12 protein-coding genes are annotated in these 15856 nt (G+C 45.2%); all 12 read right to left on the reverse strand.

Going from position 1 to position 15856, the window contains the following annotated elements; genetic code table 11:
- Nucleotides 1–4 precede the first annotated feature (4 nt).
- The 12 genes from Q8N16_00075 to Q8N16_00130 all read right to left on the reverse strand — a co-directional run bounded on the left by Q8N16_00075 (nt 5) and on the right by Q8N16_00130 (nt 15809).
- Nucleotides 5–2707: an AAA family ATPase gene (locus tag Q8N16_00075; protein ID MDP3093147.1), complete on the reverse strand. Its 2703-nt coding sequence runs from the start codon at nt 2705–2707 to the stop codon at nt 5–7.
- Between the two features lie 105 nt (nt 2708–2812).
- Nucleotides 2813–4138, reverse strand: coding sequence for a trypsin-like peptidase domain-containing protein (locus Q8N16_00080; protein ID MDP3093148.1), 1326 nt, complete (start codon nt 4136–4138; stop codon nt 2813–2815).
- A 4-nt stretch (nt 4139–4142) separates the two neighbouring features.
- Nucleotides 4143–5294 carry a Glu/Leu/Phe/Val dehydrogenase gene (locus Q8N16_00085; protein ID MDP3093149.1) on the reverse strand — a complete coding sequence of 384 codons (1152 nt, stop codon included), beginning with the start codon at nt 5292–5294 and terminating at the stop codon, nt 4143–4145.
- A 109-nt stretch (nt 5295–5403) separates the two neighbouring features.
- Nucleotides 5404–6405: a hypothetical protein gene (locus Q8N16_00090; protein ID MDP3093150.1), complete on the reverse strand. Its 1002-nt coding sequence runs from the start codon at nt 6403–6405 to the stop codon at nt 5404–5406.
- Nucleotides 6402–7313, reverse strand: coding sequence for an EamA family transporter (locus Q8N16_00095; GenBank protein ID MDP3093151.1), 912 nt, complete (start codon nt 7311–7313; stop codon nt 6402–6404). The genes Q8N16_00090 and Q8N16_00095 overlap by 4 nt, the downstream gene beginning before the upstream one ends.
- Nucleotides 7298–8602: a hypothetical protein gene (locus Q8N16_00100; GenBank protein MDP3093152.1), complete on the reverse strand. Its 1305-nt coding sequence runs from the start codon at nt 8600–8602 to the stop codon at nt 7298–7300. The genes Q8N16_00095 and Q8N16_00100 overlap by 16 nt, the downstream gene beginning before the upstream one ends.
- Before the next feature lie 31 nt (nt 8603–8633).
- Nucleotides 8634–10109, reverse strand: coding sequence for a ComEC/Rec2 family competence protein (locus Q8N16_00105; protein MDP3093153.1), 1476 nt, complete (start codon nt 10107–10109; stop codon nt 8634–8636).
- 13 nt (nt 10110–10122) lie between these two features.
- A complete protein-coding gene (locus tag Q8N16_00110; protein ID MDP3093154.1) occupies nt 10123–10875 on the reverse strand; it encodes an anaerobic ribonucleoside-triphosphate reductase activating protein in 753 nt (250 codons plus the stop codon).
- A gap of 80 nt (nt 10876–10955) precedes the next feature.
- Nucleotides 10956–11582 carry a hypothetical protein gene (locus Q8N16_00115; protein ID MDP3093155.1) on the reverse strand — a complete coding sequence of 209 codons (627 nt, stop codon included), beginning with the start codon at nt 11580–11582 and terminating at the stop codon, nt 10956–10958.
- A gap of 137 nt (nt 11583–11719) precedes the next feature.
- Entirely contained in the window at nt 11720–12355 is a 636-nt protein-coding gene (locus tag Q8N16_00120; protein ID MDP3093156.1) for a deoxynucleoside kinase, read from the reverse strand.
- A gap of 116 nt (nt 12356–12471) precedes the next feature.
- The gene (locus Q8N16_00125; protein MDP3093157.1) at nt 12472–13668 is read right to left on the reverse strand and encodes an NUMOD3 domain-containing DNA-binding protein; all 1197 of its coding nucleotides are present in this window, start codon (nt 13666–13668) and stop codon (nt 12472–12474) included.
- Between the two features lie 2 nt (nt 13669–13670).
- Nucleotides 13671–15809: a ribonucleoside triphosphate reductase gene (locus Q8N16_00130; protein MDP3093158.1), complete on the reverse strand. Its 2139-nt coding sequence runs from the start codon at nt 15807–15809 to the stop codon at nt 13671–13673.
- Nucleotides 15810–15856 lie beyond the last annotated feature (47 nt).

Consider the following 15856-nt stretch of genomic DNA (forward strand, 5'->3'; position numbering starts at 1 on the left):
AGAACTAGGCAACCGGAGCTTTTTCTTTGGCTTCTGCCTTGACGTTTTTAATAGATTTTGGCAGGGGAAAAACGATCTTGCCGTTTTCTTCATCAACCAAAACCGGAACTCCTGATTCTATCTCGGCCGTCACCAGTTTTAAAGCCAGGGGATCTAAGATCAGCTGCTGGATAACTCTTTTGAGAGGCCGGGCTCCCAGGTTCTGATCAAAGCCTTTGCCAACCAAAAACTCCTTGGCTTTTTCAGAAAATCCGAGCTCAATCTTCTTGGTTTTCAGCCTGGCAGTAACTTTCCCCAGCTCGAGCTCAACGATCTTCCTGATCTCGTCCTTGCCGAGATAGTTGAAGACAATGATCTCGTCAACCCGATTCAGAAATTCGGGCCTAAAAGTATCTTTCAAAGCCTGAAGAACCTTGTCTTTCAGGGATTCTCTCATGGAATTGCTTTCGTCTCCGGAAGTAAACCCTAAAGCCGCCTCTCTGGTGATAATCTCAGACCCAGCATTTGAGGTCATAACCAGAATGGCGTTTTTAAAAGAAGCGACTCTGCCCTTGGCATCGGTTAATCTGCCATCTTCGAGTATCTGCAAGAGCATGTTAAAAACCTCGGGGTGGGCTTTTTCGATCTCGTCGAGAAGAACAACGCTGTAAGGGCGCCGGCGGATCTTTTCGGTCAGCTGGCCGCCCTCTTCGTAACCGACGTAGCCAGGGGGGCTACCTATCATTTTTGAAACCGTATGCTTTTCCATATACTCCGACATATCAAGCCTGATCATGGCGTTCTCGTCATTAAAAAGGAACCCGGCCAAGGCCCTGGCGGTCTCGGTCTTGCCGACTCCGGTCGGACCCAAGAACATGAAAGACCCCAACGGCCGGTTCTCTTCTGAAATGCCGACCCGGGACCTGCGAATGGCGTTGGCGATCGCTTTAATGGCTTCGCTCTGGCCGACAACCCTTTTCGTCAGGATCTCCTCAATTCTGGCCAGTTTTCTGACTTCTTCTTCCATCAGCCTGGTTACGGGAATGCCCGTCCAGCGGCAAACCACTCCAGCGATGTCTTCCTCGTCGACTTCCTTTTTCAGAATTGGCTTTATCCTTTGGACTATTGCCAGCTTCCTCTCAGAGCTTCTCAGCTGTTTTAAAAGTCCGGGGATTTTCCCATACTTTACCTCGGCGACCTTCTGAAGGTCGCCCTGCCTCTGGGCGGCTTCTGCTAAAAATTGAGCTTCTTCAATTTCCTTTCTTAAATCCTTGATTTTATCAACAATCTCTTTCTCGCCTTTCCACCGGCCCTCGATCGCCTTGATCCTCTCGCTTAAATCAGCTAACTGCCGGGAAACCGTCTTAATTTTCCTGGCAGACCCCTTTTCGTTCTTTAAGGCCTGCTTTTCAATCTCTAGTTTCTGGGCTTCCCTTTTCAAATTCTCCAGGTCTGCCGGCTCAGACTCCATTTCCAGTTTTAAAGAACTCATGGCCTCGTCCATCAAGTCAACTGCCTTATCCGGCAAGAATCTGTCAGGAATATACCTGGCAGACAATTCAGCTGCCGCCCTCAGGGCAAAATCCTTGATTTTGACACCGTGATACAACTCGTACTTTTCCCTGATCCCTCTCAAAATCAAAACGGCGTCTTCGATTGAGGGTTCGGCTACGTAAATGGGCTGGAATCTTCTTTCCAGAGCCGGGTCCTTTTCAACGTATTTCTGATACTCCTTGAGAGTGGTGGCGCCGATCGCCCGCAACTCTCCCCTGGCCAAAGCCGGCTTTAAAAGGTTAGAAGCGTCAATAGCGCCTTCGGCGGCCCCGGCTCCGACCAAAGTGTGAAGCTCGTCAATAAAAAGGATATAGCGGCCCGAGGCCCGATTAACTTCTTTCAGCAAGGCCTTGATCCTGTCTTCGAACTCGCCCCGATACTTTGTTCCGGCGATAATCGCGCCCAAATCCAGGGCAATGATTTCCTTGTCTCTCAAGCTCTGAGGAACTTCTGAATTGATAATCCTTTGAGCTAAGCCTTCAACGACCGCGGTCTTGCCGACTCCGGCCTCGCCGATCAGAACCGGATTATTCTTGGTCCGCCGAGACAAAACCTGCATCAGCCTCCTGATTTCGTTCTCTCTGCCAATAACCGGATCCAGTTTTCCCTGCCTGGCCAGCTGGGTCAGATTCCTGGCATACTTTTCAACCACCTGGTATTTTGACTCCGGTTCCGGATCGGTAACTCTCTGGCCGCCCCTGATCTGGGCCAGGATTCTCAAAGCTGTTTCGTAGTCTAGCTTGCCGAATTCAAGAATGGTTGATCCGTCGCCAATGGCGCTGGCTTTCTCTAAGATGTCTTTGGCCCGGGTCGGCACTGCCAGCAGCGCTAAAAATAAATGCTCGACCGAAATGAATTCGTCTCCCATTTTCATTGACTCCTGCCTGGCCGTTTCCATCACTCTGCCCATGTCCTGGGTCAGATAGAACTGGCCGAAAGCCTGAGGAGCAACAATCGTTGATATCTTGGCGATCTCCTGATCAACCTTCTTTCTCAAGGCTTCGCTATCGACTCCAAGTTTTTGCAGAAGACTGGAAACAACGCTTTCTTCTTCAGAAAGCAAAGCCATTAGCAAATGCAGGGCGTCAATCTGCTGCTGGCCCCTTTCTTGAGCGATGTTTTGAGCCCGGAGAATCGTGTCTTGGGCTTTGCGGGTAAAATTGCCTCCGTTCACAAATGAGTATTTAGCATCTAGTATTTAGTATCTAGTATAATTAAAACAGATTTTAACCGAAAAATCAAAAGCTCGCTCCGTTTGAAGCGAGGCACCTGCCGAAACCTACTCGCTCCTCTCTCCTAAAATCAAGCTGACCGTGTTTTCCTTGCCGTTTCTCAAGACTTTAAGGGAAACCGTTTCTCCCGGGCTGTATTTCTGAATAATCTTTGCCAAAGAGTTTTCCGTGGTCACTTTTTCGTTATTGAATCTGAGGATAATGTCGCCGTCTTTGATTCCGACCTTGTCGGCGGCAGAACCCGAAACTACGGCCACGTCTTTGGCAGTTTCGCCGCGGACCACCCAGGCGCCGTAATCTACCGGCAGATTATTTTCCTCTTTGACCTTATCGTTAATGAGAACGTATCTCACTCCCAAGAAAGGATAAACGATCTTGCCGATGGTTTTCACCTGCTGAATATCCCTTTTGGCGAGATTTATCGGTATGGCAAAGCCAATATTCTGGGCCTGCAGGACCGTGGCGGTGTTAATGCCGATAACCTCTCCCCGCAGATTAAGAAGTGGCCCGCCTGAATTTCCCTGGTTGATGGCCGCGTCCGTCTGAATGACGTCTTCTAATGTCTCGACAAAACCTCCGCCCGAAGCGGTAATCGTCCGGCCGAGGCCGGAAACCACGCCGACCGAAATAGTGTTTCTAAACTCTCCCAGGGCGTTGCCGATAGCGATAACCGTCTGGCCGATTTCCAGTTTCGAAGAATCTCCCAGTTTTACCACCGCAAAGGGCTTAGGAATAAGGTTCCCGGAATTGTCAGTAACATTTTCCTTTTCGATCTTTAGAACCGCCAGGTCCTGGGCCGGATCTTTGGCCAGGACTTTGGCCGGGAACTTTCGGCCGTCATTGGTCAAAATCGTGTAATCGGCTTCGGCGTCCAGAACTACGTGTTTGTTGGTCAGAACAATGCCGTCTTCGGAAACGATAAAGCCCGACCCGCCGCCGATCTCTTTTTTCTCGGTTCCCTTTTGCCGGTATTGGGGAATTTTAAATTCAAACGGCTGGCCGAAGAAATCATTAAAAGGCGAGACGTAATACTCTTCAATCACCGGTAAATCCTTGGTGATGATAATTGAAACTACGGCCGGGGAAAAATCTTTGACCACGTTGATGACCGCCTGCTCCTGGGTGGTCTGAGGGATATATTCTCTGATTATTTCTTTTTCCGAAAGTTCTGGTCCGGGCAGCGCAATTTTCAGTTTTTCCAGATAGGGCTGCAAATAAGTCTTGACTGCCTCGGGATAAAAGCTGTCGGTCAGAATGCCCGCGGAAAACCCCAGGGCCGCAAAACCGACGACCAGAATAATGACAACCGGCAAAACCGGAATCCGGACCGGCCGTTTTAAGTATGATTTAATTTTCCCAAAGACTTCTTCCATATCGTTAAATATTCTTTAAAGAATTATGGGTTAATGTTTTTATTATCCTCTCTTTAGCCAGAACGAGAGCGATATCTCTGGGGTTGCGTTTCCTTTTTAAGCTTTCTCTTAAAACATCCCTGGTGGCTTTCCGGATTTTTTCCTCAACCGTTTTAAACATGAACTCCGGAGACTTGCCCTGCCACTCGACAAAAGAAGAAATGACGCCGCCGCCGTTGGCGACAAAGTCCGGAACGATCACAATCCCCTTTTGCCAAAGCTTATTCTCGATCTTTTCGGGAATCGGAATATTGGCTCCTTCGACAATAATTCTGGCTCTGACTTTCCGCCAATTTTTCTCGTTGACGACGTCGGAAACTGCGGCCGGAATCAGAATATCCACCGGCAGTTCATAGATTTTGTCTCTGGCTATAGCTTTGCCGCAGCCAGCCAGCGGCTTTTTTCTCTTTTTCGCGCTGATAATCTTATTTAAATCTAAACCGTCTTTGTTGAAAATGGCGCCTTCGGCTTCAGAAACGGCCACGATCTTGGCCCCGGCCTCAGACAAGTGCTTGGCGGCAAAACTGCCGACGTTGCCAAAACCGGCAACGGCCACGGTCGCTCCCTTTAAATCAAGATTTGAAAGCTCGGCAGCAACCTTGGCAGCCTCGGCTACTCCAAAACCGGTAGACCCTAGCTCGTGAGGCAAACCGCAGTTGCATTTTTTGGCGACGCAGAAACAAAAATCCTTGGGCTTTCCAGTGGCTGAATTCCAGATTCCTAGGGCCTGGCTAAACCACTTCATTTCCTGTTCACCCGTGCCAATATCTGGTCCGGCAATATAGTATTTTGGAATAAAAGGCGATAAAAGTTTGGCAAAAGCCTGAATAATTTCTTTTTTCTCTTTTAAAGAGAGTTTCCTTGGATCTACCACAATCCCTGCTTTAGCCCCGCCAAAAGGGAGTTCAAAAAGAGAATTTTTCCAGGTCATGGTTCTGGCTAAACGGAAAAGCTCGCCCAAAGTCAGGTTGGCGGCCATCCTGATTCCCCCCTTGCCAACCCCGAGAGCTAAATTGTCAATAATCAAAAACCCCTTAAATTTCGGCTTTAAAGAATTAACCTCAACCACGTATTCTGGGCCGAATTCGTCTGCAATGATTTTTTCTTCTGTTTTCATATTCTCGTTAACTATCATCAACTATTTTAATCAAAATTCTGTTTTCTGCCAACTGCCATATCTAAAATAGAATTTCATTCTTACAAATTGAACGTACGTTCAAAATGTACTAGTCTATTTGCTGGAAAATCTTTTTTGCTTCTTGCCAAAAAGAAGGGTCCTGGTGTTTTTCCTTTAACCAATACCACCATTCTGAACCCCAAAGGTAGAAAGTGTCGAGGCCGGTGGCCTGAGCAAACTCAATGTTATCACGAAATTTCTTCAGAGTCATGGTCTTCTGCTGTTCGGCCAGGGGCAGGCCATAGAGTAATTTTGGTCCCCAGGGCTCGGCCTGCAGCTCGATATTGATGACTCTCTTGTTAAAGATCTTTTCAACCAACTCGGCTTTCCGGTGGTAAAAAACCGGCGGAAAGGGATAATGACTGTAAACGCCGAGTTCTTTGAACCAAACTGTGCGGTAAAGAGTAATGCCGACAATGTCCCCTATTTTAGCGGCTTGAAACCAGAACGACCACTCGCCGCTGTCGGAAACAACAATCGGCCTTTGGCGCGAGTCGAGCTTTTTGACCAAATCGACTTCTTTTTTAAGAAAAATTTTATCTGGCGGCGGGCAATCGCCGAAATCAAACAAAGGCTCGTTCTCCACCTGCCAGGCCCAGACAACAGGATTTTCTCGGTAGCGCAAAACTATCTTTTCCAGCAGATCCAAGACCGCTTTTTCCCTTTCTTGTTTCGGCAGGGTCTTGGCCCAGTCGGGCAAATGGCATTCCGGCCAGCGTGGAGTTTTCATGCCGATGACCAAAAGAATTTTGGCCTCGCGAATCCCCGCCTGGTCAATTTGCCAATCTAAATCAGAAAAATCATAAAACCTTTTCTCTCTTTCCAATAGATCCCAGCTGGTGGAAATTTTGAGGTTTTTGACGTTTAAATCTTCCAGTAAAGCCAGATAGGCTTCCTGCCAAATCAAGCCAAGGTTTTCAGCATGTTTTTGGGAAAAATCAACTCCCCAGGCAATCTTCTCCGCCTTCGGAGCTCTGCCGACGAAAAAATAGCTGAAAACGGCCAGCAAAAACAAGAATAAAGAGATTAATAGCCTCTTCTTTAGTTTCATGTCTTTAACGATAATGTTAAAACCCCCAGGCCGATGATAATAATCAGGACGGCCAGCGATTTCTGAAACATGCTTTTTGGAGAAATCTCCTCCTTGAGAATCTTCGGGAACTTTGCCGAAACCAAAACTGACAGGACCAGCAGAAAAACGTACCTGGTGCCCTCGAGGGCGTTGACGAAAGCCAAAAATCCCAAGGGGGCCAAGAGAATAGCCCAATTCTGTAAGAGTGAAGCCAGAGTTCCTATTCCTTGAGTTGCAAAAAAGATAATTCCTGATTTCTTTTGAAGAATAAAGTTTTTCTGAAAAATCTCGGCCCTTGTCTCTTTGGCCAAAAGAAAAACCAGGCTGGCAAGAAAAGCGCCCAGCCTGGTTAGAATAATAGTCGTCCAAAAAGGCAGCTCCAAATAAAGGCTTTTTACCAGAACAAAGCTCAAGGCAAACAGGAAAGCTGAAGCAGCTGAAAAGAACAGGCTTTCTAGGGAGATCGCTTTTCCCTTGTCGGCGCTGATTAAAACGCTTCCTAAAACCAGCAATAAAAAAGCTGCCAGACTCTTTGGCGTCAGGCTCTGGGAACCAGAAAAAAGAAAAACAATTCCCAGGGTGAATATCGGAAGCAGGCCGCCGATAGCCGGAATCACTCTTGAAGCTTCGAACTTTTCCAGAGCGCTGTAAAGGAAATAGCTGGCAAAGACCATCGAGCCGCCTGCTAAGAAACTCAAAAGAATCTGCCTTGAGTCTGGCCGGACAAAACCGACAAAAGGAATCAGAGCCAAGAGCAAAATCCCGGAAACATTGATAAAAAAGGTGTAGCTCTTGGGCTCGGGCGGGCCAGACAGCAGATACTTGTCGCCCAAGGCGCTGACCGCCAAAAGAAAATAGCTGAAAATGGCAATTAATATCCAGAGCATTTTTCAATAATCTTTTGAATGTTAAAGGCGCCTAATTTCTCTCCTTCGAGAAAACCTTCAAAAGCCGTTTCTGCCAAATACCCTTGGGCCACCAAATCAAAAAGCCATTCGTGAACAAACCTCGGGTCTTTTTGAATAATGCCAAAGCCCGATTTTAAAAGCCATCTTTTATTGAATTCTTCGTGGGAACCGATAGTCGGAGCGATGATAATCGGCAGCCCCAAGGCCGCGTAAAAAGAGAGTTCCGAGGGTTTGGTCCAAAGAATATCTGTTTGTCTCAAACAGCTGTTGAAATCTTTGAAATAGTCTTTCACGCTTGAAGAGAATAAAACTTCCAAAGTCTTTCCCAGCCGATTACTCAATCTCAAAGATTCTATCTGTTTTAAGAAATAATCTTTAACCGCCTTTCTGGCGCCGGCGACGAGAACCATCCTGATTTTCCCCAGTTTTATGTCTTTGGCAAGACTTTTTAGAACCTGGACGGCCAGTTTTTTCTGGGCTCCGGCTCCGCCGACGGCAAAAGTCAGAGTTAAAACATGGCTGCTCCTCAAGGGCAAATCCAGACGGCTTTTAATTAAAGGATAATACTTATAGAAAAACTTTTTCTGGGGGTCGAGGTTTGAAATTCTTTCTCTTAAGTCTTGTTTCAGAACGTCAAGGTTCTCGTTTCCGATGTTGTCTACGGGTAAAGGAAAACCTGTTAAAAGAATATTTCCTGGCCTAACTCCATAAAGCTTTAGCCTTTCAACTACCCTTTCAGTTGGAGCAAAATACTTAATCTTGCTCTTTTCCGGATCCAAAGGAGCCCAGGCTCTGGTAATGTCGGTGTCGCAAACAACGCAAAAGATTTCGCCGGGATAGCCAAAGAATTCGGCCATAAAGGCCGGAGTGAAAAAGGTACTGATTATCGGCAGAGGATTCTTTTTCAATCTTCCGATCAGATCTCTGCCCCAACCCGTTTTAAGCAAAAAATAGATTTGTCTTAGGGCGAGAGTGGGCTTTGAAAGGTCTCTTTTCGGGTAAAAGGGCTGGACTTTTTGGGCGGCGTCAAGAATCGAAAAAATCAGGCCGCCGATCAAGGGCGCTCTCTTGAAAGCAGAAACCGACTCATAGAATTTTTGCTGAGCCTCCCAGATTCGGCGATCTCTTGCGGACATGCCCTCGTAGTTATTGGCGCAGATGACTTTTTCCTCATACGCCAAATGCTGCAGATTATTGGCTGTCCGCTGGTGGCCATAACCCATGTCAACCGTCACTACCCAGGCTTTCTGCTTAGAAAATGTTTCCATAATGACTTTTTTTTAGTCTACCAGAAATTTCTCAATAGAAAAACTCTTGCTTTCTGGCAGATTGAATCTTCCAGGTTGCCAGAATCAAAAATAAATAGGCGGCCAAAACTAAAATCGCGGACAAGTTTCCAAAAACAAGATGGGCGAAAGGGATTTTCAAGGACAAATCAATCACCAAAAGAATATAGCTTAGGCCTAGCCACAAAATCCAGGAAAGAATCTGGCCAAAAAACAGAGAAATCATGCCCAAAATCCCAAAGACAAAACCGATAATTGTCAGATAAGGAATCAAGGGAACCAAAAGAATATTGGTCAGGGGTGAAATCAGGGAAACGTAGCCAAAATTGTAAATTAAAAGAGGGAGGGTAAAAACCTGCGCGGCAAAAGTGGCTGATAGGTTTGTGCGGAAAAAATCCGGCAATCTCCGAAAAACCTTTTGCTTAAAAAACGGCTGCCAGTAGATGAGACCGGCCATCGCCAGAAAAGACAGCTGGAAGCCGACGTCAAACCTCAACAGCAAAGGATTCTCTGCCAGAATGACGGCGGCGCTGAAAACCAAAGATCGAGAGCCGGCGGCCAGCCTCCCCGAAAACTGAGCTGCCAGAAACAAACTAACCATCAGTCCGGCTCTCAAAGCCGACGCGGGCGCGCCGATCATCAAAACGTAGAGCCAGATAAAGATCAGAGAAATCAAAGAGGCCTGCTGCCGCCAAAAGCCGAGGCTCAAAAGGGTGCCGGCCAGCAAAAAACTGATAATGGTAATGTTCATACCCGAAACCGCCGTCAGATGCCTGGTCCCGGAAAGATTGAGCTTTTCTTTCCACGAACTGGGAATATTTCCCTCCTCGCCAAAAGTCAAAGCCTCAAAAATCCCCAGATGAGGCGGCGACAAAAGCTTTTGCCAGGTTTCCCGGAATCTGTCTTTAAACTCAAAAAGAACCTTCCTGATTGAACTTCCCTGGCTAGATTCTAATAGCTCAACTTTAGGGAAGATCATTGTTGAGTAAATTCTTTCTTTCTGCAAGTATCCTTGGTAATTGAACTTCTCAAAATTCTCCGGCGTCTTCAACTTCCCTTGGATTTTTATCCTGTCGCCATAATGATAGCTCGGGTATTTTGAGGCAATCACCAGCAGATTCTCCTGGATTCTGCTGCCGCTGAGATTTTCGATTCTCGTTTTTAACTGCTGGCTGCTGTCGCGTGAATCTGGTTCGTCATAAATTACTCCGACAAGATTTAAAGTCTGGCTAGCGCCATTAAATTCCCTTAATTCAGATTCAAAGATTTTTCCTGCTTCAGACTGATAACGAAAACCTCCCAGCGAAAAAGCCAAAAGAAGAATTCCGGCAATCAATAATCGCTTATCGAATCTAAAAACGAAAAGGGAAATTGCGAGGATAAACAAAAACCCCAGCAGAACTTGCTGGGGAATGTTAAAGAAAGAATTGATAAAAACTCCGCAGATAAAAGACAGGCAGCTCCAAAAAAATAGTTTTCCTTTGGCCATTATTCAGAAAATCTTACCTCGTTTCGCAAATTGAGAAATGCTTTGCGATTTCTTTTTTTATTTCCGCGAGAACTTCTTGAGGATACGGCTTGAGCTTTTTGAATCGTGGGTTCAAAGTTTTTTCCGGCCTAAAGTTCTGCAAAAAGTAAGCTCTGGCCGGAGCAATGCCTTTGGCGATTTGAACAATATCTTTTTTGGAATGAAGCCCAGGCACTACCGTACTTCTGAACTCATAATCAATTCCCGACTCTTTAATGATTTCAATGCTTTTTTTGATTTTCTCTAAATCAACTTTCACCCCCGTCGCTTTTTGATATTTTGATATTGGGATTTGGGATTTTTTTTGGAATTTGGATTTTGGAATTTGGATTTTGGCACCTAACGGTGCCTTAATATCCATCGCTACATAATCAAGTAGCTTCTCTTTGATCAGCTTCTCTAGCATCTTTGGATTACTGCCGTTGGTATCCAGTTTCACCAAAAAGCCTAGTTTCTTAATCTTTTTGATGAGATCCGGCAGATCTTTATTGGTTGTTGGCTCTCCACCGCACAAAACCGCGCCGTCTAATAATCCTTTTCTTTTTTTCAAAAACGCAAAAAGCTCTTTTTCAGAGATTCTTGGCTGTTTTCTTATTTTCTCTGGCAAAACCAGTTCCGATGAATAGCACCAGGGACAGCGAAAGCTGCAACCCGCCAAAAACACCGTGGCCGCTATTTTCCCCGGGTAATCAATTAAAGTAGTTTTCTGCAGACCGGCAATTAACATATTGCAATTAATAAATTGTAACATAATAAGCTTGAAATAAAGCAAAAGAGGGGGAAGTTCGTTTCCCCCTCCCTCTTTCGCTACTTATGGCATTCCGGAGCCAACCTGGCATGACAATCAGGACAGACCCGGGTGTAAAGTTCTTTGGCGATCCTTTCGACCGCGTCTCCGACAGGTGAACCCTGCCGGAAGTTGCAAGTAGCCATTTTCTCATGACAGCTCAGACACTCGGCAATGATCTCAACTGTCTCATCAGCCATTTCTGCAATAGCAGGCATGCATCCAAACGGCTCATCCTCAAAGGTCTTAAGTAGACCGCCCACTACGCAGTGGACCCCGCTGGCTGTCAGCTCGACAATGAAATCGGTTAGAGCCGTCTGCCAATGAGAAGTGCCGACATCAATGAGTTGGGCTTCATCAATTACCACCAATCGGGTCTCTTTGCGGAGCGCCATCTTCATTTCCTCGGTAGTCCTCACCAGGGTGGCCGTAACACTCACCGGGCCAGAGAGGATATGGTCGTGAACCGGAAATGAAAAGATCTGAATTCTCGGTTCTTCGAGGCCATAGGCGGCCTGAAGTTGAAGCATATGTGCCACCACCAAAGCCGATTTGCCTGCATTCATCGTACCCGTCACTCCCACTAGTGACCCTTTGTCTCCGGATGGCGGAGGCGTTCGGACTACCGTTACAATCTGTCTTCGCATTTTGTCCTCCTCTGAACAAAATATATGAAATTTGGATTTCAAAACATCTATTCTTAAACAAGCAAAGAAAAAAGAGGGTGTCAAGCTCCTCTCTAAATAACTAAAGGGCCAATCATTTTCTGATTGGCCTCTAGTATTTATTTGCTTCTAATGAGCCTGAGGGTTTTTTCTACTTCTTCTACAATTCCAGAGGCTCCCTCCTCGGTGTTGGCATTAAGGGTGTCGAAATCCAACACCAGAGATGGAACGCTAGCCTGTCCCAGCCATTTTTCCAGGCACGCCATTTGAAGAGCGAGATATTCTTCAGTAATACATTTTTCCATCTCTCTCCCCCGGCCCTTGATTCTAGCCATGGCAGTGCCTGGCGCCACCCTGCAGTAGATCAAGAAGTCTGTCTTTGGCAGGCCGTTCATCAAAGCCTCTACTGCCAGATGATACAAATCATATTCTGCCACCGACAAGCTTCCCATCTTCCTTAGGGCCTCGACGTACATGTAGACGTCGAGATCCATAGAAGGATCAATGGCTACCGGGAAATACTCCAGCAGCCGTCCGGCTGCCATGGTTAAAGCCCATTTTCGCAGCAAAAAGAACAGCTGCGACTGAAAGGCTTTTTCCTTCATGCCAGAAGCGTAATATTCTGGCAAAAAAGGATTGGCGACAAAAGGCTCCTCGAGATGAAGAAAACCAGATCTCTTGAGAAGCTCGGCTAGGGTGGATTTTCCCGAGCCGGTCAAGCCCAACAACCCAACAAAAATGTGTTTTCCTGACATGTTCGCCTCCTTTAGACGAATCCTGCAATTGGATTTTGAAATATCTATCCTTAAACAAGCAAATTAAAAAAGAGACGTCAACCTATTCAATAACTAGTTGGACATGCGATGTCCAACTAAACTTGATTCGCTTTCAATTTAAACTCTTTTCTTTCTTCGTACTCTCCCGGTCTCAAAGTTTCCGAATGATAATTTCTAAAAATGTCCTCAAAAAGTTCTTTTTTCCTTTCTAGAAAAACTTTGGAATTATTATACAAATAGCGGTAAATCACTCTTAATTGATTGATTCCGCCGTATCGCACTCTGTAAATCCTTTTGCCAGGATAATTTATAGAATTAGCGGATAATCCTAATTTTAACAAGCGAGATTGAATCTCTAAAACAAATTCTTTGTTGCCCTCAATATTAAAATCTCCGCCGTAAAAAAGATATAATTGACCCGATTTGCCACGGCTAACTCTTATTGCCCTGCTTATGCAACCGTCGGCATCAAACACTCCTCTGATAAAATGGGGTTCTAAATACTCCGGAATGCTTGGGAACCTAACGCTAAACGTTTTACGGGGTGTGACATGATAACGAGCTAAGTTGGAAACCATTTTTGACGATCTAAAGACAACCTCTGTGGCACCATCTCTCTTGGAATAATAATCTTTTCCCGTCCAACTTACCGCTTTTTTAAATTTACTAAGATGATCTGTATCCTTATTGGCGAGACGCAATCTTATTTTATTTTCCGTTATCGTCCCATCGCCGCTAAAAAATCCTAGCCAGTATGCTTTTTCTTCATTATCAATACTGCTAAAAAACGACTCGTCTAAATTATAAATCCGGTGGGCTCGACTTAATCTAATTCTATCTTCAAAAGTTTCTGGCTTCCAATGTGGACTACAATGCTTGCACCAATAAGGATGGGTGAGTGTTTTAAGAGAGTAATTCCGCACAAATTTTTCTCTCCCGCAAGTTGTACATACTACGATAACCTTTCGACTAATTCCTCCTCGCCAAAAATGACATTTCGCGCCAGCATTCCAAGGTTGAGGTTTTCCCGTTAATGTCTCTCTTATTTTCCTTTTGTGCTCTTCTGTAAAAGGTGGTTTTTTCTTCCCCTTAAGAACTTGGCTCAATTTTCTTTTAGTTTCTTCCGACAACTTTTTTCCTTTTTGGGCTTCACCAATCTTTTTTCTCGTTTCTAGAGAATTAATATAACCTAATCTCCTCTTCCTCTCCAGTCGAGCTATTCTTATTTTCTCTTTTGTTTCATTTGAATGATGTTTCCCTAACATCGCTGGTTTTCTTTTACTAACTTCCATATTTACTCAAGTTGGGTTTTTCTAATTTTAAATACTTTTCTCTGATGGTACTCGATTTTTTTCCCCGCATTCCATTGAGTTAGGGGCCTATAATAACCAATTATCCTTGAATAGACTTCGCAGGGCTGCTTAATGGCGCAATGCGGGCAGAAAAAATGCTCTCCGGAAAGATAGCCGTGACTGGGGCAAACCGAGAAGGTTGGCGTAAGGGTAATGTAAGGTAAATGGAATTTCTCAAAAACCTTTTTCACAAGCATTTTAGCGCTCCGGGGATCAGAAACCCGCTCGCCCAAAAACAGGTGCATTACTACGCCACCGGTAAATTTACACTGAATTTCGTCTTGGAGTTTTAAAGCCTCAAAAACATCGTCGGTAAAATTAACCGGCAGCATTGTTGAATTCGTGTAATACGGCACTTTTTTCGTCCCGGCGGCAATAATATCAGGATACTTCCCCCTGTCTTTTTGCGCCAAACGATAACTGGTAGATTCTGATGGCGTTGCTTCCAGGTTGTAGATATTGCTGGTTTCTTCCTGGTATTTAACCAGCTTTTCCCGCATAAAATCCAGCACTTCCAGGGTGAACTTTCTTCCCTTTTTTGAAGCAATATTCTCTCCTAGAAAATTCAAACAAGCCTCGTTCATTCCCACCAGACCGATAGTGGAAAAATGATTGGCATAATATTTTCCCCGCATTTTCTTGACATCTCCCAAATAAAACCGGGAATAAGGATATAACCCTTTTTCAATGAAATTTTCCAGGGCCTTTCTTTTTATCTCTAAACTCTCTTTGGCAAGATCCATTAGACAGCCGAGTTTGCCAAAAAAATCTTTTTTGGTTTTTGAAAGAAACCCAATCCTCGGCATACCAATAGTAACCACGCCAATTGAACCAGTCTTATTTCCCGCGCCAAAAAGCCCGCCACCTCCGCGGTTATGAAGCTCTGTGAGATTGAGTCTCAGTCTGCAACATAGCGATCTTACATCCTCCGGCCTCATATCGGAATTGATGTAATTGGCAAAATAATTCGTGCCGTATTTTGCCGAGGCCTCGAAAATCAAGTCAAAAGCGGGGTCGTCCCAGGGAAAATCCTTGGTAATATTAATAGTCGGCAAAGGAAAATGAAACGGCCGGCCATCTTTATCCCCCTCAAGAATCGCTTCGTAAAGCGCTTTGTTAAAAACTTTCATTTCCTCCTTAAAATCTCCATAAACTTCACTTTGCGGCTTTCCGCCGATAATAACCGGCTGTTTAGCAAAAACTGGTGATGGCTTGAGATCTAAAGTAATATTGCTGAATGGATTTTGAAAGCCCACCCGGGTTGGAATGGACATATTAAATAAAAACTCCTGAAGGCTTTGCTTTACCTGGGAATAGCTAAGGCCGTCGTATTTAATAAAAGGGGCTAAAAGAGTGTCAAAATTAGAAAAAGCAACCGCTCCCGCAACTTCCCCTTGAAGGGTATATAAAAAATTCACTGCTTGGCCAAGAATGGAACGGAAATGTTTTGCCGGTTTTGATTGGACTTTTCCCGGAACCCCGCCGAATCCTTTGAGCAAAAGGTCATAAAGATCCCAACCGGCGCAATAAACTCCCAAAGTGTCAAGGTTATGGAGGTGAAAATCCCCAGACTCTACCGTTTCTCTGATTTCTTTGGGATAAACCCTGTTTAACCAGTATTTTTTAGAGATAACTGAAACGCCATAATGGTTCAGTCCCTGAAGAGAATATCCCATATTGGCATTTTCCTTGACCTGCCAGTCAATCTCCTGAATGTATTGATCAACCGCCTCTACCGCCTCGTCAAAAGCAGTGACTGTTTCTCTTATCCGCCTTCGCTGCTCCCGGTAAAGAATATAGGCCTTGGCTGTTTCCACCAGCCCATTCAAAATCAAAACTTCCTCGACAATGTCCTGGACCTGTTCAACCGAAGGGATTTCCTCGGCTTTAAAACGCCTATTCAAAATCTGGCACACTTTTGCCGTCAATCTTTTGCTCCTATTGCCGTTGCCTTCGTTGGTGGCCGTCAGGGCTCTAAAAATCACCGTTTCAATGCGGCTGACGTCAAAATCAACAATCCTGCCGTCCCTTTTTTGAACTTTTTCAATCCCCATTTTTACTTTTGAATTATTAACCCGCATATTGGAATGCGGGAGATGTTATTCTATTCTAACCGATTAAAAAAGAC

This window comes from bacterium, from assembly GCA_030693425.1.
In the GTDB taxonomy this organism is placed as follows: Bacteria; Patescibacteriota; Minisyncoccia; order Minisyncoccales; family GWA2-46-15; genus GWA2-46-15.